Annotated in this window: 20 protein-coding genes; 10 read left to right on the top strand and 10 right to left on the bottom strand. The window is 46.6% G+C overall.

Annotation, left to right across the window (positions count from 1 at the left end; translation table 11 throughout):
• The first annotated feature begins 217 nt into the window (after positions 1-217).
• Entirely contained in the window at positions 218-979 is a 762-nt protein-coding gene (locus AC1RRX_RS15550) for a MerR family transcriptional regulator (RefSeq protein WP_144464795.1), read from the top strand.
• A complete protein-coding gene (locus AC1RRX_RS15545; RefSeq protein WP_144464790.1) occupies positions 966-1,868 on the top strand; it encodes a DUF2268 domain-containing putative Zn-dependent protease in 903 nt (300 codons plus the stop codon). Before AC1RRX_RS15550 ends, AC1RRX_RS15545 begins: the two co-directional genes overlap by 14 nt.
• Positions 1,869-1,950: 82 nt before the next feature.
• Here AC1RRX_RS15545 and AC1RRX_RS15540 read toward each other — a convergent pair whose 3' ends face one another.
• On the bottom strand, positions 1,951-3,138 hold the full coding sequence (locus AC1RRX_RS15540) for a class I SAM-dependent rRNA methyltransferase (RefSeq protein WP_061047001.1): 1,188 nt from the start codon (positions 3,136-3,138) through the stop codon (positions 1,951-1,953).
• A 94-nt stretch (positions 3,139-3,232) separates the two neighbouring features.
• On the opposite strand from AC1RRX_RS15540, the gene glxA reads away from it, so the two are divergent.
• Complete coding sequence (glxA, locus tag AC1RRX_RS15535) at positions 3,233-3,616, top strand: glyoxalase GlxA (protein WP_012118757.1); 384 nt, start codon at positions 3,233-3,235, stop codon at positions 3,614-3,616.
• A gap of 28 nt (positions 3,617-3,644) precedes the next feature.
• Here glxA and celB (AC1RRX_RS15530) read toward each other — a convergent pair whose 3' ends face one another.
• Entirely contained in the window at positions 3,645-4,979 is a 1,335-nt protein-coding gene (celB, locus tag AC1RRX_RS15530) for a PTS cellobiose transporter subunit IIC (protein ID WP_007407728.1), read from the bottom strand.
• A gap of 161 nt (positions 4,980-5,140) precedes the next feature.
• Here celB (AC1RRX_RS15530) and AC1RRX_RS15525 point away from each other — a divergent pair, with 161 nt between their 5' ends.
• Positions 5,141-6,886 carry a S8 family peptidase gene (locus AC1RRX_RS15525; RefSeq protein WP_144464788.1) on the top strand — a complete coding sequence of 582 codons (1,746 nt, stop codon included), beginning with the start codon at positions 5,141-5,143 and terminating at the stop codon, positions 6,884-6,886.
• A 55-nt stretch (positions 6,887-6,941) separates the two neighbouring features.
• Here AC1RRX_RS15525 and AC1RRX_RS15520 read toward each other — a convergent pair whose 3' ends face one another.
• The 3 genes from AC1RRX_RS15520 to AC1RRX_RS15510 all read right to left on the bottom strand — a co-directional run bounded on the left by AC1RRX_RS15520 (position 6,942) and on the right by AC1RRX_RS15510 (position 9,761).
• Complete coding sequence (locus tag AC1RRX_RS15520) at positions 6,942-7,802, bottom strand: glycosyltransferase family 8 protein (RefSeq protein ID WP_095352546.1); 861 nt, start codon at positions 7,800-7,802, stop codon at positions 6,942-6,944.
• Positions 7,803-8,061: 259 nt separating this feature from the next.
• Positions 8,062-8,694 carry a GTP pyrophosphokinase YwaC gene (gene ywaC / locus AC1RRX_RS15515; RefSeq protein WP_007407732.1) on the bottom strand — a complete coding sequence of 211 codons (633 nt, stop codon included), beginning with the start codon at positions 8,692-8,694 and terminating at the stop codon, positions 8,062-8,064.
• 131 nt (positions 8,695-8,825) lie between these two features.
• Positions 8,826-9,761, bottom strand: a complete 936-nt coding sequence (locus tag AC1RRX_RS15510; RefSeq protein ID WP_144464786.1) for a 1,4-dihydroxy-2-naphthoate polyprenyltransferase — start codon at positions 9,759-9,761, stop codon at positions 8,826-8,828.
• Positions 9,762-10,204: 443 nt separating this feature from the next.
• On the opposite strand from AC1RRX_RS15510, the gene AC1RRX_RS15505 reads away from it, so the two are divergent.
• From AC1RRX_RS15505 to AC1RRX_RS15480, 6 genes are all read left to right on the top strand, one after another.
• Positions 10,205-10,354: a teichoic acid D-Ala incorporation-associated protein DltX gene (locus AC1RRX_RS15505; RefSeq protein ID WP_003150882.1), complete on the top strand. Its 150-nt coding sequence runs from the start codon at positions 10,205-10,207 to the stop codon at positions 10,352-10,354.
• 15 nt (positions 10,355-10,369) lie between these two features.
• Positions 10,370-11,881, top strand: a complete 1,512-nt coding sequence (dltA, locus tag AC1RRX_RS15500; protein ID WP_012118761.1) for a D-alanine--poly(phosphoribitol) ligase subunit DltA — start codon at positions 10,370-10,372, stop codon at positions 11,879-11,881.
• Positions 11,878-13,059, top strand: coding sequence for a D-alanyl-lipoteichoic acid biosynthesis protein DltB (gene dltB / locus AC1RRX_RS15495; RefSeq protein WP_012118762.1), 1,182 nt, complete (start codon positions 11,878-11,880; stop codon positions 13,057-13,059). The genes dltA and dltB overlap by 4 nt, the downstream gene beginning before the upstream one ends.
• A gap of 16 nt (positions 13,060-13,075) precedes the next feature.
• Complete coding sequence (dltC, locus tag AC1RRX_RS15490; RefSeq protein WP_003150875.1) at positions 13,076-13,312, top strand: D-alanine--poly(phosphoribitol) ligase subunit 2; 237 nt, start codon at positions 13,076-13,078, stop codon at positions 13,310-13,312.
• On the top strand, positions 13,313-14,491 hold the full coding sequence (gene dltD, locus AC1RRX_RS15485; protein ID WP_012118763.1) for a D-alanyl-lipoteichoic acid biosynthesis protein DltD: 1,179 nt from the start codon (positions 13,313-13,315) through the stop codon (positions 14,489-14,491).
• A 186-nt stretch (positions 14,492-14,677) separates the two neighbouring features.
• A complete protein-coding gene (locus tag AC1RRX_RS15480; protein WP_042635599.1) occupies positions 14,678-15,766 on the top strand; it encodes a branched-chain amino acid aminotransferase in 1,089 nt (362 codons plus the stop codon).
• A gap of 40 nt (positions 15,767-15,806) precedes the next feature.
• Here AC1RRX_RS15480 and licH read toward each other — a convergent pair whose 3' ends face one another.
• From licH to licR, 5 genes are all read right to left on the bottom strand, one after another.
• The gene (gene licH, locus AC1RRX_RS15475; protein WP_003150870.1) at positions 15,807-17,135 is read right to left on the bottom strand and encodes a 6-phospho-beta-glucosidase LicH; all 1,329 of its coding nucleotides are present in this window, start codon (positions 17,133-17,135) and stop codon (positions 15,807-15,809) included.
• Positions 17,132-17,464, bottom strand: a complete 333-nt coding sequence (gene licA / locus AC1RRX_RS15470) for a PTS lichenan transporter subunit IIA (protein ID WP_007407739.1) — start codon at positions 17,462-17,464, stop codon at positions 17,132-17,134. Before licA ends, licH begins: the two co-directional genes overlap by 4 nt.
• 18 nt (positions 17,465-17,482) lie before the next feature.
• Complete coding sequence (gene celB, locus AC1RRX_RS15465) at positions 17,483-18,841, bottom strand: PTS cellobiose transporter subunit IIC (RefSeq protein ID WP_015240833.1); 1,359 nt, start codon at positions 18,839-18,841, stop codon at positions 17,483-17,485.
• Between the two features lie 15 nt (positions 18,842-18,856).
• Complete coding sequence (licB, locus tag AC1RRX_RS15460) at positions 18,857-19,165, bottom strand: PTS lichenan transporter subunit IIB (RefSeq protein WP_003150863.1); 309 nt, start codon at positions 19,163-19,165, stop codon at positions 18,857-18,859.
• Positions 19,166-19,263: 98 nt separating this feature from the next.
• Positions 19,264-21,219 (bottom strand): transcriptional regulator LicR, encoded by a 1,956-nt coding sequence (gene licR, locus AC1RRX_RS15455; RefSeq protein WP_032867838.1) that lies wholly within the window; start codon positions 21,217-21,219, stop codon positions 19,264-19,266.
• Positions 21,220-21,243 lie beyond the last annotated feature (24 nt).

The following is a 21,243-nucleotide window of genomic DNA, read 5'->3' as shown; positions in this document are numbered from 1 at the left end:
TCTAATTTCGGATAACAATCATCCGTATTCAAACTTGAAGGTGTTTTTATTTGTCTCATCTTATGGGGTCAGTCCCTTCACGCCCGGCTTTTTTTCTTTAATTTTAGCAATGAAATCCTCATATGCTCTCCCTTTATATACAAAAAATCTTTAACCAACTATTGACTCTTACGTTGCGTAATACTTTAGAGTAGCCATTAAGGAGGCGGCAAACGTGATGGGTATGAAAGTAAAAGAAGTAGCTGAACTGATTGGAGTAAGCATACGTACTCTCCATCATTACGATCAAATTGGATTATTGACTCCTCAGGAAACGACCGATTCCGGTTATCGGCTTTATTCAGAAGAGAATCTTGAACAGCTGCAGCAGATACTATTTTTCAAGGAGCTCGATTTCTCCTTAAAAGAGATTAAAGAAATCATTAATAGTCCTTCATTTAACCGAAGGGAGGCATTAATTTTACAAAAGAAAATGTTGATTGAGAAACGGAATAGAGTCGATAAGATGATTGAAACCATCGATAAATCAATCAAACATATGATGGGAGAGATTTGCATGACGAACAAAGAGCGGTTTGAGGGAATGAACTTCAATCATAATCTTTATGAACAAGAAGCTCGCAAACGGTGGGGTGATCAACCTGTCGATAAGGTAAATATTAGATTGAAAAGCATGACTGATGGTGAGCAAAAAGATTTATCTCATAAGTGGACTGCAATGTTCAATAAATTTGCACTCCTTATTAACCAATCTCCCAACTCCCCAGACGTACAAACAGCTATCAAAGAGTGGTTTGATTTTCTCAATGAAAATTTTGGTGAATATTCTTTTGATGCCTTTTACGGATTAGGTCAACTCTATATTGAAGATAAACGCTTCACTAAGAACATCGACCAGTATGGTGAAGGGTTGGCGAAGCTCATGAGTGACGCCATTACAATTTATATAGATCATCAAAAAAAGAGTGGTACCCATTAAAATCATTATCGAGGATACAATTGGGCAATACGAAACGTTATTTTCAATGATTGAAAATAGAGAAGACTATTATCGGTATTCAATGATGAAACCTTTTGAAGATATGTGGAAAAAGATTAATGTTCTCTTAAAGGCAAAGCAGCCTAACGGATATGATGTAATCATGGCTGCAAATATGCTGGGCTATCTGAGCATATTTGATACGGAAACCGGAAGAAAAGCATTAGAGAATCTAAAAGAAATTCAAGCTCTTCAAATTGCATATGGCACTTTAACTCATTGTGTAGAATTTATCCAGCAAAACCACTTAAAAATAAATGCTGATGAAATAAGGTTTGGGATGTATTTGGCCAATCAAAAAAAGCTTGAGTTACATAGAGGGTATTGTGGATTCGGAGGAATTCCGGGATTTATTCAAGTTTCAATATTCCCCAATTCATATAACATACCGAGACTGCCTGCTGTAATCGCACATGAATTCCATCATAATATTCGTTTTTCGTATTTCAATTGGGATTATGGGAACGTAACGGTTGGTGATTACTTAATTATAGAGGGATTGGCAGAATCGTTTGCCAAAGAACTTTACGGAGAAGCTCTGTTAGGTCCCTGGGTTACTTCTTTTGAAAAAGAAGACTTAGAATACTCAAAAGAAATCATCAAAGACTCATTAAATGTGAAAGGATTTGCTGAGGTCAGCAGTTACATGTTTGGCGACACCTTTGCAGCCGAACAAGGTTATCAGCCTGTCGGCTTATCACCGTTTGCAGGTTATGCGGTTGGCTACCAAGCGGTGCAATCCTTCATGAAAGCCAACAATGTGGGGATTAGTGAGGCCACTTTACTTAGCACAGATGAGATACTAAGTAATAGCGGGTTGTTTCTTTAAGATATGAAGATTATTTTATCCCGTATTAACGCGATGAAAGAGGGTTTTCTTTTCCCCTCTTTCCACGCTATAAATGGTCATTCTATTTTTTCCGCAAGAAAACAACCTTCAAATAGTTCCCTTCTTTAAACGCGGGAATCGTTTTGAAATCTTCCGGAAGCGTGTATTCTTCCAAAATGTCGTAACGCTCATTTGTTTCTTTAAAGGCGGTCTCTATAAAGCCTTTAAATTTCTTCATATTGAAGGCGCTGCTGTTTGTCGAAGCGACGATGATGCCGTTTTTTGCGGTGATGGCGATCGTTTCCTTCAGCAGATTTTTATAATCTTTCGCCGCGCTGAACGTCCGTTTTTTTGTGCGGGCGAAAGAAGGCGGATCAAGGATGATGAGGTCAAACTCCAGCCCTTTTTTTGCCGCATAGCCGAAGTATTTGAAAACATCCATGACTTTAATGTCATGCGCCTCATAATCAATTCCGTTGGCGCTGAACTGTTCAATCGTTTTTGCGAGACTGCGGTTGGCGACATCGACGCTGGTCGTTTTATCAGCTCCGCCAAGCGCCGCCGCAACGGAAAATGCCCCCGTATAAGAGAACGTATTCAGCACCCGTCTGCCGTTTGCATACTTGTCCCGAATCGCTTTGCGCACATGACGCTGGTCTAAGAAAATGCCCGTCATCGCCCCGTCGTTTAGATCCACCGCGTATCGGATGCCGTTTTCTTGAACAATGACCGGAAAATCTCCTCTTTCGCCTTTGACAAAATCGTCGTCTTCCACGTATTGCCCGGCCGTATCGAATCGTTTCTTTTCGTAGATCGCTTTATGAGAAAGCTCCAGTCCGTCAATCGCCTCAATCATGCTGTCCTTATAAGCGTAAATGCCTTTACTGTACCATTGAATCAGCAGATAACCGTCATAAAAGTCAATCGTGACGCCGCCGATGCCGTCGCCCTCACCGTTGAACAGCCGGAACGCCGTCGTATCGGGCGCCTTAAACAGATGGGCTCTCGCTTCAGCCGCTTTTTTCAGCTTGTCCAGAAAGAAACGTCCGTCGATCCGTTCATCTCTCTCGCGGGACAGCACCCAGCCGACTCCTTTATTCTGCAAACCGTAATAGCCTTTTCCGATAAACTCACCCTTCTCGGATGTCACATCAAAAAGATCGCCCTCTGTTAAATGAGCAGAGCTTCCGGACAGAGCGTCTTTTTCAATCAGGGGGAATCCTTTTTTCAGCTTTCCGGCAAATGTATCTTTCACTGTAAGTAGCTTCATTGTGCATTCCTCTTTCGTTTTGCTTTCTCTTATCGTACCATAAAACATGATCAACACCGCATTGTCCCGAAAAATTCAAAACAGGGGGAAAACCATGACAGCCAAAAGAATCGACCATACAGGCATTATGGTCAAAGATATTGAAACATCCATCGCCTTTTATCAAGACGTTCTCGGTATGCAGTTAAAGGATCGTATCACTCATACGAACGGCATTATTGAACTTGCCTTTCTCGGCTTTCAGGAAGGGCCGGAGACAGAAATTGAGCTGATCCAGGGCTACAGCAGCGAGCTTCCCGCAGAAGGAAAAGTCCACCACTTCGCTTTATTAACTGAAGATATCGCGGCGGAGTTCACGCATGCGAAGCGTCAGGGCGCCGTATTTATCGATGAAGAAATCACGACGCTTCCGAACGGGTACCGCTACTTTTACATTGAAGGACCTGACGGCGAATGGATTGAATTTTTCCAGCGTTAAAAAAAACGGGCGAAAGCGCCCGTTTTTTTTATGTTTCTTCAGTGACGTTTTGTTCCGCCGCCCGTTCCTCTCTCCATTTTTGAAGATCCCAAATTCGGAAAAACGGATAATAGATGATAAATGTAATCAGGAGATTGATCAGCTGCATGACCGAACCGGAGATTTTCCCGCCCGTCGCTAAATAACCGGAAATCAGCGGCGGCATCGTCCACGGCACGGCGATTCCCGCCGGTTTTGCCACCATCCCCGTGCTCATCCCGATGTACGTCGCCGTAATGGTCAAGAGCGGCGCAATGATAAAGGGCACGATTAACAGCGGATTCATGACGAGCGGCATCCCGAAAATAATCGGTTCGTTAATGTTAAAAATCGCGGGCCCGATGCCGAGACGGCCGAGCTGTTTCATCTGTTTGCTTCTGGAGCGCACAAGCATGGTCAGCACAAGGGCAAGCGTCGCTCCGCTTCCGCCGACATTAATCCATATTTGAAAGAACTGTGTCGTAAAAATGCTCGGCAGCGCTTCTCCCGCCTGAAAAGCCAAACGGTTGGCATCCATCGCCCCGTACCAGATCGGCGACATGACGCCGCCGATAATGGACGCGCCGTGTATGCCGCACGACCAAAGCAGCATTTGCACGAATTCGGCGATAAGACTTCCGCCGAGACTCCCGCCCAGAATAGACAGCGGGGTGCCCAGCAGATCGCCTACGACATTGTGGAGGCTTTTAAAAGGAGTTATTTCAATAAACAGACGGGCCAGCCATACAAGCGTAATAATAATGAAACCGGGGATGAGCGCAACGAACGATTTGCTGACCGCAGGCGGCACTCCGTCAGGCATTTTAATGACGATATTTCTTTGTATGATAAACCGGTACACTTCCGTAGACAGCATTGCAATGATCATCGCGACAAACAGACCTTTGCTTCCGAGCAGCGAAATCGGAATGCCGCCTCCCACCATAATCTCTGTTGCCGAGCCGTCAGGAATAAACGGAATCTGATACGGCGTCGCCAATAAAAAGGCGGCAAGGGCAATGGCTCCCGACGACAGGGCATCCACCTCATAGCTTTCCGCAAGCCGGTAGGCAATCCCAAAGGCGGCGACAAGCGCCATAATGTCAAAGGACGCATTCACGGGATACCCGAGCTTTTCAACCCAATTTTCACCGAAAAGACCAGCCATAAAATCGGCATAACCGGGAATCGGAAGACTCGTCAGAATCAGAAAAACCGATCCGATGATGATAAGCGGCATAGTCAAAATAATGCCGTCCCGCAAAGCTCTTAAGTGCCTTTGGCCGGCGACTTTTCCGGCGACAGGCATGATTTTTTCTTCCATGACCCGATTGAACGTACTCATTTATCAAAAACCCCCTTTTTGAGTTCATTGCGCAGATGTCTTAAAGCATTTTCTCCATCATATTTTGGAAACGCTTACATTTGCATACAGAAATTTTCCTTATCCCTCAGGAAAAAAAGAATTCCGCACTGCCGATATATAAAGAAAAAGGGGGAATTGCAATGTATCACACCCTGAAACCGATAATGGCCGCGGCCTTGTGCGCCGGCCTGTTCTCCGCCGCGGCGCCCGCGCACGCCGAGACGCACGACCGGGACGTTATCGTGGTGTACAAAAATCAAAACGGCAAGGAATCCGCCATAGACAGCGGAGCGGATGTGGAACAGACCTATCAGCATCTCCCGGCAGTCGCCGTGTCAGCCGATTCACAAACGGTGAAAGACCTGAAACAGGACCCTGACATCTTATATGTAGAAGACAATGTATCCTTTCAGGCAGCAGGCGGTTCTGATATCCGCCCGTTATCAGCGGCCCAAAGCAGCAGTTACGCGCTGCCGCAATGGGATATAGAACCGACTCAGGTCAAGCAGGCGTGGGAAGAAGGCTTGACGGGAAAAAAGGTGAAAGTGGCTGTCATTGACAGCGGCATTTACCCTCATGATGACCTTTCCATTGCCGGAGGCTATTCCGCAGTCAGCTATACTTCTTCATACAAAGATGACAACGGACACGGGACGCATGTCGCCGGAATCATTGCGGCAAAACATGACGGATACGGCATTGACGGCATCGCGCCGGATGTCCGGTTATATGCGGTTAAAGCATTAGACAGAAAGGGTGCAGGGGATCTTAAAAGCCTTCTTAAAGCGATCGACTGGTCGATCGCCAATAAAATGGACATCATCAATATGAGCCTCGGAACTAACGCAGACAGCAAAATTCTTCACGACGCCGTAGACAAAGCATACAAAAAAGGAATCGTGATCGTAGCCGCCGCAGGAAACGACGGCAACAAAAAACCCGTCAATTATCCGGGTGCCTACAGCAGCGTAACGGCAGTCTCAGCGTCAACTGAAAAAAACGGGCTCGCGGCTTTTTCCACGACCGGAAAACAAATTGAGTTTGCCGCACCCGGCACCAATATTACGAGCACGTATCTGAATCAAATGTACGCCACGGCTGACGGCACATCTCAAGCCGCGCCGCACGTCACCGGCATGTTCGCGCTGCTCAGGCAGAAATATCCCGAGGAAACAAATACACAGCTCCGGCAGCAGATGCAGCAAAATGTCAAAGATCTGGGCGCTCCCGGACGTGACAGCCGATTTGGGTACGGCCTGGTGCAATATCACGTAAAGCAAAAGAGCTTTGCCGAACGGGCCGTAATAAAAGCGGAAAAGACGAAAAAACAGGCAGATATCAATCAAGCAAAAACGGCGGTCAGCAAGCTGTCCAAGTCAAAGGGAAAAACCGCTCTCGAGGCGCGGATCAATAAAGTTCAGGCGGCAAGAAATGTGACGGACGCAAGAGACAAAGTCCGGACTGCCGAAAAGCAAAAGAAAAAAACCGCCGTCAATGCCGCACAAAGCGCCATCCGCAAATTACCGGCCGGTTCAGAGAAAAAAAGGCTGCAAAAACGGCTGAACACTGTCAACTCAAGCCTTTTGAAAACAGCTGAGGCCAGCGTCAAGCAGGCGGAAAAAAAGACCTCCGAGGCCAGCACCGCAAAAGCCCAAAAAGCAGTCAGCGAAATCCAGCCGGGAAAAGAAAAAACCGCTCTGGAAAAACGGCTTGAGAGGATAAAAGATAAACTCAACCGGCAGCAGGCTAGAGACAAAGTAAAAACGGCTGAAAAAACCAAGACAAAAAAAGCAAAATCAGCGGCGCAAACGGCAGTCAGCCGATTGAAGCCGTCTGCCGAAAAGACCAGCCTGCAAAAACGCGTGCGTGCGATTCGGGTGAAATAGCAAAAAAACGCTTATGAGCCGGATAACGGCTTCACAAGCGTTTCATCACACCTGCCTATTGGTTCATGGCCGGGCGGTCGATCGTGTTCCATTTCGTAAAGGACATATATCGGAAATAATGATCACGATACGGGTGCGAGGTGCCTGTATTCCAAGGCTTGTCGCTGCCGCAGAAATGGACGATGGCCGGTTCGGCACGTGTTTCTCTGTAACGTATACGGTCGATCAGTTCAGGAGGCGTTTTCTCATTCATGATAATATGCGTCTGCGCGTTCCAGCGCGGATGCAGTTCATGCCATTGATCATATAAGATCGCGTTAAGCGCGTCCTGATCATGAAACACGAGAAAATCCTCCGAGCTGTTTTCGTTGATAAAATCAATCACCTTTTCGGAAATATTTTGTTTTCTCCAAGGTTCGAAATCTATAATCATAATGCCGGAATTAAAATACTTGGCAGTTTCGCTGATATTCATTTTTTTCAGCCTTTCATGCTGTCCGGCGTCTTCTACCGCCGCAACTATTGCCGGGGAAATATCCAAATCCCATAAAGCCGAAATATCTTCCATCACAATTGCATCGCAATCAATGTAAATCATCCGTTTTACGGACTCATCCTTTATTAAATCAGGGATGGAAATGCGGTAATAAGCCGCTTTTGTAATGTGGCTGCTTTCGACTGCATGCTTGTATTGATCAGCGTCTACTTCTAAAAATTCAAGCGGCGTCCCGAATGACATCGCGGTCTGTTCAAGCTTGTCCTTGTTTTCGGCAGTAATTCCGCCGTCGATTACATATAATTTCGCATCCCTTGTTTTATCCATATTCATCAATAAAGAAGCGAACATCCCACCCAAATGACGAGCATAATGATCATCGGCACATGATACGATATGCATTGTTTCATTCTTTCCCACTGATATTCATCTCCCTTTTTGTTGTACAAATGTCTTTCCCTTTTTAAAAAAAGTAAACCTCGATCTTACACATTTTTTCTGCGGGAATGTGCTGTTTGCGATTTGATATCTTTTGCATTCTCTGTTCAAATTCAATCAGGATTTCAGCCTGAATCATCGTCAGAATATATCGCGCAGGAAAGCGAAAACACGTAAACATAAAAACAACCAGCCGGACTGCACATAAAAGCGGTCCGGCTGGTTGTGATGGGTCAATCGTTTAATCGACTTCTTTCTTAATCCCAAGCATCTTTTCGTCTAAATAATGGGCGATGTCCGCTGCTTCCTTCAACTCGTCGGTCAGATGCTTTGGGACTTCGTTATTTAATTTGTAATAAATTTTATGTTCAAGACTCGCCCAAAAATCCATGGCGATGGTGCGGATTTGAATTTCCGCCTTCACATATTCCACACGATTCGTCAAATAAACGGGAATTTCAATAATCAAATGCAGGCTGCGGTAGCCGTTCGGCTTCGGATGTTTGATATAATCCTTCACCTTTACGATCTTCAGGTCCTTATGCTGCTTCAAAACCTCAGCGACATTATAAATATCGGAAATAAAGGAACAGATAATCCTGACACCCGCAATATCATGAATATGCTCTTTCATTTCCTGCGTCGTCACATCGCAGCCTTTGCGCATCAGTTTATTGACGATACTCTCAAAACTTTTCACGCGTGATTTTGTATGCTCGATCGGGTTATGCCCGTGAATCAGATTATATTCCTGGCTGATGATAGAAAACTTCGTATCCAGCTCATCTAAAGCGAATTTATAAACTAATAATTCATTTTTCCAATCTTCCATGACCGTTTTCAAATCATCCATATGGGCTGTTGACAAGTCCATTTTTTTCATCTCCTTGCTTTGCTGTCCGTATATAAGACGGATCAGTCCGCGGTCAGGTTCTTTACAAAATCGTGAAGATTATGTCATAAAAAAAAGCAAATGCCGGTTATGGCATTTGCCTTTTCATTTGATCAGCGGAAATAACTGATCAGGAGTCCGATGGAAAGCAGGAATCCGAAAAATGTATTGGTTTGCGCCGTTGATTTCATCGCAATAATCATGTTCATCGGCATTTCGTTTTTCACAAAGCCTTTCACGGCCTGAACGGGTTTCGGCACGCTCAGGAAGACCAGGAACAGCCACGGGCTTGTGTAACCCATGATGACAAGACCGATGATCCAGATGTAAGCGATGGCAAAAGATGCGGCCAGTATCATGACGGCCCCTCTATGCCCCATCAAAATGGCCAGGGTTTTACGTCCGCCCTTTTTATCTTCCTCAATATCACGGATATTGTTGGACAGATTAATGGCTCCGACCAAGATGGCGATCGGGATGGAAATCAAAATGCTCTGTTCATTAATTCTGCCTGTCTGAATGAAGAAAGAAATAAGGACAAATACAGAGCCCATGCAAATGCCGGAGAACAGTTCCCCGAACGGTGTATACGCAATCGGCAACGGGCCGCCCGTATACAGATAGCCGATCAGCATGCCGGCAAGGCCGATAGCCGCAAGCCACCAGCTGCTGCTCATGCAGATATAAACACCGAGCACGAGGGCAATCGCATAAGAGCCGAGCGCCAGCTGCAGAATTGTTTTCGGCTTCATGCCGTGACGGACGATCGCTCCGCCGATACCGACGGAATCCTCCGTATCTAAACCGCGTTTAAAATCGTAATATTCATTGAATAAGTTCGTGGCGATCTGGATCCAAAGGCAGGAAAACAGCATGGCCAAAAACAGCAGGAAATCAACCTTTACGTAAAACATCGCCAATACGGTGCCGAGAAGTACGGGCACAAACGATGCCGTCAATGTATGAGGGCGGGTTAGCTGCCACAAAATGCGGCCCATGCTTTCTTTCTCGGGCGTCTTTTGGCCGCCCCCCATATTGTTTTGATTCATTTTCCTCTTCCTTTCTATTAAAAGGCTTTCACAGTCAGCCGATAACAGTAGTGTTGAATTGGGGTTTTCACGTTTTCTGCTACCTTATCTATCATAATAATTTCTTCCTCATTTCACAAGATGCGGCGCTTTATCGGCTATCCTGCCGGAAACGGCTTTTCGCCCTTCTCCATTGGGGTTCGGCACAAGCCTGCTTAAGAAAAAGCCGCCAAAATTTTTTTACCTCGTTTATATTTACGATAAGTTAAAAATCCCGCCTGAACAGCGCCTTTTTAGTATGATCATTTGCCAATTTATACATGCGTGTTTTCCATCCTTTTGTTTCTCATTCATTTTTAAGGAAATTTTAAGCTTAGGATATTAGACATATTTTGAAACTTTTTGTTAATCTAATCGTCATATACTGGTGTAATTATTGAATACGCGGGGAAGGAATTTTGAATATGATGCAAAAATTAAAACGTGCTTATGAAAATACATTGATCAAATGGACGTTTCATACGGGCTTTTATTTTCTGATATTAGTATTGCTCTTTTGGATGTATGGATTTCATACAGCGAATACCGGCACTTATATTTACAACGATTTCTAATCGGGGAGGATAACTATGAAACTACTTGATGCTATAAAAACATACGCAGACGCCAAGCCGCAGGCCGAAGCGTTTCGTTCCTTAGATCATTCCCTCACTTACGGGGAATTATGGGATTTGTCGGAGCGGGTTGCGTCCGGCATTCAAAAACATACAGCTGACGGTTCGAAAGCGCCTGTCCTGGTTTACGGACATATGGAGCCGAATATGATCGTTTCTTTCTTAGGAAGCGTCAAAGCGGGCCGCCCTTACATCCCTGTCGATGTTTCCATTCCGGCGGAGCGGATCGTCAAAATCATTGAAAGCTCAGGCGCAGAGCTGCTTATCAGCGTATCGGGCGATGCAGTCGATACGGGAAGCAATCTGATTAAAACCGTTACGCCCGAAGAGCTTGCAGCTGACGGAGATGCAGACCTCAGCCGTGAGAACTGGGTAAAAGAGCTGGACACGTTTTACATTATTTACACGTCCGGCAGCACGGGAAATCCGAAGGGCGTGCAGATATCGGCTGATAACCTGCAAAGCTTTACTGACTGGATCTGCAGGGATTTTCCTGTGGGCGAGGGTAAGACTTTCTTAAACCAAGCTCCGTTTTCTTTTGATTTATCTGTCATGGACATTTTCCCGTCGCTTCAAACGGGAGGTACGCTGCACTGCGTAACGAAAGACAAAATCAATAAACCGAAAGTACTATTTGAAGAGCTGGAGAAATCCAAACTGAACGTCTGGACATCGACGCCGTCTTTCGTCCAAATGTGTCTGATGGACCCCGGCTTTACGCAGGAGCTCCTGCCTGAGGCAGAAGTATTTATGTTTTGCGGAGAAGCGCTTCCGGCTGCCGTGGCACAGGAGCTGTTAAACCGTTTTCCGAAGGCCCGCGTATTCAATACATACGGCCCGACTGAAACAACGGTTGCCGTCACCTCCGTTGAAATTACGCAGCAGATCATCGATGAAAATGAATCCCTGCCCGTCGGTTTTGCAAAACCCGATATGGATATCTTCATCATGGATGAAAACGGGAATAAGCTTCCGGACGGAGAAAAAGGGGAAATCATCATCGCGGGCCCGAGCGTAAGCAAAGGCTATCTCGGAGAACCTTCTCTGACGGAAAAAGCGTTTTTCCCGATCGACGGCCAGTGGGCATATCACACGGGTGATGCCGGTTATGTTCAGGATGGTCAGATTTTCTGCCAAGGACGCCTTGATTTCCAGATTAAGCTTCACGGCTACCGCATGGAGCTGGAGGAAATCGAAGTACATGTAAGGCAGTCTCAATATGTGCGCACGGCGGTTGTCATCCCGTATCAGCCTAACGGACCTGTCGAATATTTAATTGCCGCCATCGTGCCTGAAAAACATGATTTTGAAAAAGAATTCCAGCTGACAAGCGCCATTAAGAAAGAACTGGCCGCTTCGCTTCCGGCCTACATGATTCCGAGAAAATTCATTTATCAGGATCACATTCAAATGACTGCGAACGGAAAAATCGACCGTAAACGCATTGGCGAAGAGGTTCTTGTATGACGCCTTACAGCTCGTTTTTCTTCTTTATCTTACTTGGAATCCTTCTTTTGCCGACGATTATTTTAGGGCTGAACGGCAAGAGATTCCAAGGATACAACATGTTTATATCCATCATCGTATTGGCTTTGATTTTCGCGCATGATCTGCACGGCGTGATCGCACTATGTATCTTTACACTGTGGCAGGTGCTTTTAATCAGGGGTTATCTCGCTTACAGACTGAAAGCCAACAGCGGCTTTGTCTTCAGTATGGCCGTGATCGCGTCCATTTTACCCCTGTTTTTATCTAAATTATGGCCGTTTTTCTTTCCGCCGGCGCCTCATCACCCGGTTCATAACCTGATCAGTTTCTTAGGAATTTCTTATTTGACATTTAAAGGCGTCCAGCTGATCATGGAAACGAGAGACGGACTGATTAAAGAAAAAATGCCGCTTCACCGCCTTTTGTACTTTATTATGTTTTTCCCGACCATTTCTTCCGGTCCGATCGACAGATACCGCAGATTTGCCAAGGACGAACAGAAAGTATGGACAAAGGGAGAATACGCTGATTTACTGTATACCGGCATTCATAAAATTTTTATCGGTTTCTTATACAAATTCATTATCGGATATGCGATTAACACGTATTTCATTATGAATCTGTCTCATATCACCCACAGCAAACTGTGGGGTAATGTGCTGTACATGTACGGATACAGCTTGTACCTGTTTTTTGATTTTGCGGGTTACACGATGTTTGCCGTCGGTGTAAGCTATATCATGGGTATCAAATCTCCGGAAAACTTTAATAAGCCGTTTATCAGCAAAAACATTAAAGACTTCTGGAACCGCTGGCACATGTCCTTATCCTTCTGGTTCAGAGACTACGTATTTATGCGCTTTGTTTTCTGGATGACAAAGAAAAAATGGATAAAGAACCGGATGGCCGTCTCGAACATCGGGTATTTCCTGCTGTTCATGCTGATGGGCGTCTGGCACGGACTCGCTCTGCAATATATTGTATACGGCCTGTACCACGCCGTATTAATGACCGGGTATAACTTTTTTGAGAAATGGAATAAGAAATACAAGTGGCTGCCCGCCAATCGTTTTACGGCCTTTTTAGCCATCGTCATCACATTCCATTTCGTATGTTTCGGATTTTATATTTTCTCAGGAAAACCATTTCATCACTAAAGGAGATTGAAAACACATGGAATTTAAACAGGAAGTATTAGACGTATTAGCTGAAGTTTGTCAGGAGGACGCTGTGAAAGAAAATCCTGATATTGAAATCTTTGAAGAAGGACTGCTTGATTCTTTCGGAACTGTAGAACTGCTGGTCGCCATCGAAAACCGCTTCGGCATTACAGTGCCGATCACTGAATTTGACCGTGACGAGTGGAATACGCCAAACAACATTGTAAACAAACTGACTGAGTTGAAGTAAATGAAAAAGCGTTTCTTTGGACCAATTATTTTAGCGTTCGTCCTGTTTGTCGGAGCTATCGCAGTTCCGGCTTCATGGCTTACGCGCTTCATTCCTGAAAAACGTGTCGAAGAGTCGGCGGCAGCCTTAAATCCGAATATGTTCCAGGGGCTCTATCTTCAAAACAAAATGTTCGAAGACTCGAAGTATCTGCCGATTTTCGGTTCTTCCGAGCTTTCAAGACTGGATGAGTTTCACCCGTCCAACTATTTCCAAGTGAACAACCAAGGCTTTACGCCTTATCTTGTCGGAAAAGGCGGGGACCAATCCTTGATACACGCCGTGAACTTTGCGGCGCATTATCAGCAGCTGAAAGGCAAAAAGCTGGTATTCATTGTTTCTCCGCAATGGTTTATCAAAAAAGGTTCTGATGAACAGCACTTTGCGCCGAATTTTTCATCACTTCAGGCATTGGATTTAGCATTTAATAACCAGATTGATCCCGCGGTCAAAAAGAACATGATGAAGCGCATGCTCCGTTTTAAAGTCGTTCAGCATGATGCCGTCCTTTCTGAATTGTACAAGGGAATGGTCAACGGACAATCATGGAAAGTGAAAGCGGTCATGCCGGCCGCCAAAGCTTATTATTCTCTGCTTGAGAAAAAAGATCTTTATTATTCAATGGGAGAAAACAAGGGCCCTGAACGGACGATCTCTGAAAACCTGAAAGGAAAATCGTGGTCAGAGTTAAAAACAGCCGCCGCTCAATTAGGAGAACGGAGCTCCAAGTCCAATCCTTTCTATATCGATGACGCTTCTTATAAAAAGATTAAGAAGAAAGTAAAGAGAGTGAAAGGAATCAACAAAGGAAGAACATACGCCAAATCAGTCGAATATCACGACTTTGAGGATATGCTGGACATTCTGAAAGATGCCGGCGCTGAACCGATGTTCGTGGTTATTCCGGTCAACGGAAAATGGTATGACTACACCGGCTTCCCGAAAAAAGGCCGGACTGATTACTACAAAAAAGTCACTAAGCAAATTAAAGCGAAGGGCTTTCAGGTTGCCGACTTATCCGGGCACGAATATGATCCGTACTTTATGAAAGACACCATCCATATCGCCTGGAAGGGCTGGGTGTACGTCGATAAAGCAATGGAGCAGTTTTACAAAACCGGCAAGGTGACGGTTCACTGAGCACGGTGATGACAGAATACGTAAAAACGAACACGCAGGGGGCATTCTCTCCCCTGCTTTTTATGTGATTTGATTTTTTCACAAATTTGAGGAAAACTATTGCGAATATTTGTTGAAGGTATACAATAGAATATAAATTATTTTCAAATAAGTTTGACAATAACACCAATAGGGAGACAGAACAATATGAAACAAGACATTCGTGTTGAATTGACTTCAGCCAAAAAACCGAAACCGGACCCCCATGACCTTGCGTTCGGCAGAATTTTCACCGACCATATGTTTGTTATGGATTACGACGCCGATCAAGGCTGGTATGATCCGAGAATTATCCCTTATCAGTCCATCTCAATGGATCCTGCGGCCATGGTTTATCATTACGGCCAAACCGTTTTTGAAGGGCTTAAAGCGTATGTAACGAAGGATCAGGAAGTGCTTCTGTTCAGACCGGAGAAAAATATGGACCGCCTGAACCAGTCAAATGACCGCCTTTGCATCCCGCTCATTGATGAAGAGCTTGTTCTTGAAGGCCTGAAACAGCTCGTAGCCATCGACAAAGACTGGATTCCGAAAGCGGAAGGCACTTCCCTTTATATCCGTCCGTTTATCATTGCGACTGAGCCTTTCCTCGGTGTAGCGGCATCCCATACGTACAAGCTGTTTATCATTCTTTCCCCGGTCGGCTCTTATTACAAAGAAGGCATTAAACCGGTAAAAATCGCCGTGGAAAACGAATTCGTGCGCGCCGTCAAAGGCGGCACCGGAAACGCGAAAACCGCCGGCAACTATGCATCAAGCCTGAAGGCGCAGCAGGTTGCGGAAGAGAAGGGATTTTCCCAGGTTTTATGGCTTGACGGCATTGAGAAAAAATACATCGAAGAAGTCGGCAGCATGAACATCTTCTTCAAAATCAGCGGCGAAATCGTGACGCCGGAGCTGAACGGAAGCATTCTTGAAGGAATTACGAGAAATTCCGTCATCACCCTTCTCAAACATTGGGGACTGACTGTGTCTGAGCGGAAGATTTCGATCGATGAAATCATCCAGGCGCATCGTGACGGCCGATTGGAAGAAACATTCGGAACCGGTACGGCTGCGGTCATTTCTCCGGTCGGCGAACTGATCTGGAATGATGAAAGTCTTGTCATCGGCAGCGGTGAAACCGGAGAGATCTCGAAGAAATTGTATGATACCATTACAGGCATTCAAAAAGGCGCGGAAGCCGACGTGTTCGGCTGGACGACGGAAGTCGCCTCACTAAGCGAATCAAAATAAGCAAAAAACCCGGAATCGAATCCGGGTTTTTTTACTGCTCTTATGCTTCAATCGACTTAAAGAAATGAGGCAGATGTTCTTTGTGGGCCTCAAGCATTTCATCCAGAATGGCCTTTGCCACGGAGTCTGACGGGACGAGAGGGTTGATCGTCATCGCAAGTAGCGCCGTTTGATAATCTCCCGTGACGGCTGCTTCAGCGGCGACGCGCTCAAATGATTTGATTTGCTGGACGAGTCCGCGGACAGACACCGGCAGATCACCGACGGCGATCGGTTTCGGACCGTCTTTCGTCATAACACAGTTTACTTCGACCGCTGAGTCATTCGGAATGCTGGCGATCGCGCCGTTGTTTATCGTATTGACGGGCTGGATATCATGTTTGTCGTTATAGATGGAGCTGATCAGGTTGCAGGCCGCGTCACTGTAGTACGCTCCGCCCCGTTTTTCAAGCTGCGGCGGTTTAATGGCGAGATTCGGATCTTTGTACAGTTCGAACAGTTCTTTCTCAACCTTCTGTACGACCTCGGCGCGTGTGCCCTCCGTCTGTGACGCTTCTATTTCATGCTCGAGCATTTCTTTCGTTTTGAAATAATAGCGGTGGTAGCCGCAAGGAATCAGATCGAGCGCCTTCAGGAATTCAGGCTCCCATTCCGCCCCTGAAATATTTTTCATCGTCATGGCGTTTTCCGGGTCTCCCATGGCTTCAATGACTTGATCTTTCACGCTGACGCCGTCTAAGAAAACATCTAATCCGAAGACCATATGATTCAGCCCGGCAAATTGCACTTCGATCCGGCTGACATCCACGTCCAATGCTTTTGCGACGCCCATTTTAATGCCGATCGGCACATTGCAGAGGCCGACGACTTTTGTGAGATTCGAGTAGCGGAGCAAGGCCTCGGTAACCATGCCGGCAGGGTTTGTGAAATTCACGAGCCATGCATTCGGACAAAGCTCTTCGATGTCTTTCGCGATTTCCAGAATAACCGGGATGGTGCGCAGCCCTTTGAATAAACCGCCCGGACCGTTTGTCTCCTGGCCGATTACGCCGTATTTTAACGGAATCCGTTCATCTTTGGCGCGGGCCTCAAGAAGGCCGACGCGGAATTGAGTCGTTACGAAATCCGCATCCTTCAAGGCTTCTCTCCGGTCAAGCGTCAGGTGAATCTCTATCGGAACACCCGCTTTTTCGACCATGCGTTTTGCAAGCGTGCCGACGATATTGAGTTTTTTCTCGCCTTCGGGAATGTCGACGAGCCATAATTCTCTGACAGGCAGTTCCTCATAGCGTTTAATGATGCCTTCCACAAGCTCCGGTGTATAGCTTGAGCCTCCGCCGATCGTTACAATTTTAATTCCTTTTGTCATATTTTCGCTCCCCCTTGCAGACTCACTTTTTCGTAAATCTCAACTAACTCAGCGGCCAAGTCTTTCACGGTCATGGCATTCATTAAATGATCTTGCGCGTGCACCATTAAAAGCGTCATGTCTGTTTTTTCTCCGCCGGCTTCATTTTGGATCAGTTCTGTCTGATAATGATGGGCTTCGGTCAGTTCCTTTGCGGCTTCCTGAAGCTTTTCTTCCGCCATGGCTCTGTCCCCCCGCTTTGCGGCGGCAATGGCTTCCATTGATGCGCTTCTGCCGTTGCCGCCATGCAGGATGATCTGAAAAATGGTCTGTTCCATTTTTTCATTCATGTGTTTCACTCCCTTTCTCTACAGCACGGCTTTTTCGTCTCCCTGTACGGCTGGCGCCTGCGATTGTTCAAGTTCGTTTTCTTCTTTCAGCTTTTGCGAATCCCACATTCTGAAGAACGGATAGTACACGATAAAGGCTGTGATGATGTTAATCGCCTGCATGACAGCCCCTGATATTTTTCCGCCCGTGGCAAGATAGCCGGAGAAAATCGGCGGCATCGTCCATGGGACGGCAATGCCGGCAGGTTTGGCGACGAGGCCAGTGCTCATGCCGATATAGGTAAGGACCAGTGTGACAAGCGGTGTGATAATGAACGGAATGAGAAGCATCGGGTTCATGACGATCGGCATTCCGAAAATAATCGGCTCATTAATATTAAAGACGGCCGGCCCGATGGCGAGTTTCCCAAGCTGCTTCATCTGCTTGCTTCGCGAACGGAGAAACATGGTGACCACGAGCGCCAGTGTCGCGCCGCTTCCGCCGATGTTGATCCAGATTTCAAAAAACTGCTGGGTGAAAATATTCGGAAGCGCATCGCCCGCCTGAAACGCAATCCGGTTGGCATCCATCGCTCCGAACCAGATCGGCGCCATGACGCCGCCGACTATGTTCGCCCCGTGTAATCCGCACGCCCACAAGAGCATTTGAACCGCTTCGGCTATCAGGCTTCCGCCGAGACTTCCCCCAAGAATCGAGAGCGGTGTACCCAGTACAACGCTTACAATGTTATGAAGGCTTTCAAACGGTGTCGCTTCGACAATTAAACGCGCGCCCCAGATCAGAAAGATGACGGCAAAGCCGGGAATTAAAGCGATAAACGATTTGCTGACCGCAGGAGGCACGCCGTCCGGCATTTTGAAGACGAAATTCCGCTGGATGATCAGGCGGTAAATTTCCGTCGACAGCATGGCGATGATCATCGCGACAAACAGCCCTTTGCTTCCCATGAGAGACAGCGGGATGCCGCCGCCGACCATGATTTCCTCTTTGGCGCCGGAAGGCAGAAACGGAACTTTGTACGGCGTTGCCAAGAGAAACGCCGCCAAAGATATCGCACCGGCCGATAATGCATCCACCCCGTATTTTTCGGCCAGGCGGTAGGCGATTCCGAAAGCGGCGACAAGACCCATGATTTCAAAGGTCGCATCAACCGGATATTGCAGTTTTTGAGACCAGGCGCTTCCGAACGTCTTTGCCATGAAATCCGCATATCCCGGAATCGGCAGGTTGCCGATGATCAGAAAAAATGAACCGATGATAATAAGCGGCATGGTGAGGATGATCCCGTCACGCAATGCTTGCAGATGCCGCTGGGAGGCAATTTTTCCGGCAATGGGCATGACTTTCTCTTCTAAAAACTGGTTCACCTTATTCACACGGCCCGCCCCTTTCTACGATGCGTTTCCGAGCTGTTCCGCTGATTTCAGAACCTCCGCTCCGTTGCATGTGCCGTAATGGACGGTATTGATGACTTCAACCGGCACTCCTTTTGATTCACCCAATTTTTTCAGCTGCGGAAGCAAATAACGGACTTGAGGCCCAAGCAGCAATACGTCCGCTTTATCAATATGCTGGTTGACTGAATCGCCTGACACCGCCCAGATTTTATATTCTTTTCCTTGTTCCTGCGCGCTTTTTTCCATCTTGGTGACGAGTAAGCTTGTTGACATCCCTGCTGCACAAACGAGTAATATATTCATGTAAAAGACCTCCTGAAAGTTTGATATTTTGTATGTCTCGATGTTAGTACCATCATATTATGAAATCGCTTTCATAACTACTCAGGCTTTTTCCGCTGTTAACGGAAAAAAGGTGTATCCCGGTCTTTCTCTGATCGTTTGTCTCTGAATACTCGTAAAACCTCCTGATAGGTTGTGCATTTTAAGAGACGGCTTACCGCGGCCGGATCATCTAACATGCCGCCGAGCCATTTGTACATATGCTGGAGGTCGGCTTTGCTTTCTTTCTCGACGCAGAGCAGGCAGACAAATTGGACACGCTTATCCGCCCAGTCAATCGGCTTCTTCAGCGTGCATACCGCCCAAAACGTCGTGTCTGTCTGCGGAACGAGCGGGTGCGGAATCGCCGTAAGATTGCCGAAACTCGTAGGAGAAATCGTTTCCCTTTCAAAAATAGAATCGGTCAGAGAATCAGAAGCGAGGCCGGCTTCTGCAACCTGCTGTCCGAGAAAACGGATGACATCCTCCTTCGTCTCCAGATCCTGCTGCAAAAATACCAGCTCCGGTTTCAGAAAGTTCAATTGTTCCCGCTTTTCTTCCAGCATGGCGTCGATTTTTGTAAAATCCCCGCCGCCCAACAGCGTATGAACCTTTAATACGGGAACGGGCAGGTCTTTTTTGATCGGAACTGTGCTGACCACAAAATCAATCGACTCAAAGGAAAGCTGGTCAAGGCTGCAGTAATCAGCCGTTCCGACGATTTCAAGACGCTTTGCGAACCGGGAACGGAGCTTTTCTCTTAAAAGCTGTGCGCTGCCGGCGCCGGACGCACAGACAATCAAGCAGCGTTTAGGCGGCCGTTCCGTCTTTCTCCTTTCAATGGCGGCTCCGAAATGAAGCGCCAAATATCCGATCTCATTCTCATGAATATCAATGCCGGTTTGCTCCTTGATCACGATTCCCGCAATCACTCCCGCTTCAAATGCGAGCGGATAATTTTCCTTTATGGCGGAGAGCATCGGGTTTCTCAGGTTCATTCCGTACCGGTTTCGGTTAATCGCCGGCTTGATGTGGAGCGCAAGACCCGCTTTCAGCTCATTGTCGTCCGTGATTCCGAGCTTCAGCTCCCGCTCAATGGCTTCAATCATGGCCTCCGTCAAACGGCTGGTTTCCCCGTCTATCAGCCTTGTAAGCTCTTTTCCTTCCAGTTGTGACTGGGTCATGCGCTTTGTCCCGAGCAGGTGAATGGCGATATAGGCGGTTTCCTGTTCGGGAAAGGTGACCGAAAGCGCCGATTCAAGCTCTTTTACGATGGCTTCCGCTGACTGATATTCTGTTTCAAGCTTAATATCATGAAGATCTTCCGGAATGAGAGATACATAGTTTTCTGTCCGGATTCGTTTGCAGGCAATGGCGATATGGATGATGAGATTGTTCAGGCCGAAGAAAGAAAGCGGGATCTTATGGTTTCGAACCTGCTTCATAATGGCTGTGCGGATCACATGAATGTCGTCTTTCGGCAGAATACCGGCCTTTTCACTCAGGAGATCAGGCTCAGGCTCGCGGTCGTCCACTAAGTATTCCGCCATACAATAACGGAGGCGGAGCTCTTCGCCGCGCAGCTTAAAGCCGTAGTTCGGCCTTGTTTCCAAAATGATGTCATAGGGGCGGAGCCGTTTTTTGACTTCTTTTAAATCAGATTGAAGTGTGGATTTACTGATGAACAGTTCTTCCGCCAAGTCATCCAGCTTGAGGTAGCCGTCGGCCAGAAGCATTCTTTTCATAAGGTAATCTATCCGTTCATCGGGAAAAATCGGCACGGTGCTGTTCTGCTGGAAATTGTCCTGAAGCCAGTTTTTAAACGGCTGCTCATTCCGGATCAGCAGCTTATAGCCGCTCCCTCTGACAGATTGAATGGATGCGCCGTGTTTTTCTACAATGGTTTGCAGTTCCTTTATGTCATTGCGGACCGTCCGCGTCGTTACCTTTACATTTGCAGCGATGACTGAGCTTGTAACCGGTGTTTCAGCAGCTAAAAGCAAGCGCAAAAGTTCACGAAGCCGCCCATGAAGCATGAGAAAAACCTCCTATCAGATCAG

It is taken from the genome of Bacillus sp. GW821-FHT11D08, assembly GCF_058808515.1.
The sequence above is the reverse complement of the archived record's forward strand: the minus strand, read 5'-3'. Positions and strand labels throughout refer to the sequence as shown.

What these genes read in the sequence shown, in the direction of transcription:
- licB (WP_003150863.1), bottom strand. Translation starts at nt 19,165, where the DNA reads ATGAATATATTACTCGTTTGTGCAGCAGGGATGTCAACAAGCTTACTC.
- dltB (WP_012118762.1), top strand. Translation starts at nt 11,878, where the DNA reads ATGACGCCTTACAGCTCGTTTTTCTTCTTTATCTTACTTGGAATCCTT.
- dltD (WP_012118763.1), top strand. Translation starts at nt 13,313, where the DNA reads ATGAAAAAGCGTTTCTTTGGACCAATTATTTTAGCGTTCGTCCTGTTT.
- AC1RRX_RS15505 (WP_003150882.1), top strand. Translation starts at nt 10,205, where the DNA reads ATGATGCAAAAATTAAAACGTGCTTATGAAAATACATTGATCAAATGG.
- AC1RRX_RS15510 (WP_144464786.1), bottom strand. Translation starts at nt 9,761, where the DNA reads ATGAATCAAAACAATATGGGGGGCGGCCAAAAGACGCCCGAGAAAGAA.
- dltC (WP_003150875.1), top strand. Translation starts at nt 13,076, where the DNA reads ATGGAATTTAAACAGGAAGTATTAGACGTATTAGCTGAAGTTTGTCAG.
- celB (WP_007407728.1), bottom strand. Translation starts at nt 4,979, where the DNA reads ATGAGTACGTTCAATCGGGTCATGGAAGAAAAAATCATGCCTGTCGCC.
- AC1RRX_RS15480 (WP_042635599.1), top strand. Translation starts at nt 14,678, where the DNA reads ATGAAACAAGACATTCGTGTTGAATTGACTTCAGCCAAAAAACCGAAA.
- AC1RRX_RS15525 (WP_144464788.1), top strand. Translation starts at nt 5,141, where the DNA reads ATGTATCACACCCTGAAACCGATAATGGCCGCGGCCTTGTGCGCCGGC.
- AC1RRX_RS15550 (WP_144464795.1), top strand. Translation starts at nt 218, where the DNA reads ATGGGTATGAAAGTAAAAGAAGTAGCTGAACTGATTGGAGTAAGCATA.
- AC1RRX_RS15540 (WP_061047001.1), bottom strand. Translation starts at nt 3,138, where the DNA reads ATGAAGCTACTTACAGTGAAAGATACATTTGCCGGAAAGCTGAAAAAA.
- licR (WP_032867838.1), bottom strand. Translation starts at nt 21,219, where the DNA reads ATGCTTCATGGGCGGCTTCGTGAACTTTTGCGCTTGCTTTTAGCTGCT.
- licA (WP_007407739.1), bottom strand. Translation starts at nt 17,464, where the DNA reads ATGAATGAAAAAATGGAACAGACCATTTTTCAGATCATCCTGCATGGC.
- licH (WP_003150870.1), bottom strand. Translation starts at nt 17,135, where the DNA reads ATGACAAAAGGAATTAAAATTGTAACGATCGGCGGAGGCTCAAGCTAT.
- glxA (WP_012118757.1), top strand. Translation starts at nt 3,233, where the DNA reads ATGACAGCCAAAAGAATCGACCATACAGGCATTATGGTCAAAGATATT.
- ywaC (WP_007407732.1), bottom strand. Translation starts at nt 8,694, where the DNA reads ATGGACTTGTCAACAGCCCATATGGATGATTTGAAAACGGTCATGGAA.
- dltA (WP_012118761.1), top strand. Translation starts at nt 10,370, where the DNA reads ATGAAACTACTTGATGCTATAAAAACATACGCAGACGCCAAGCCGCAG.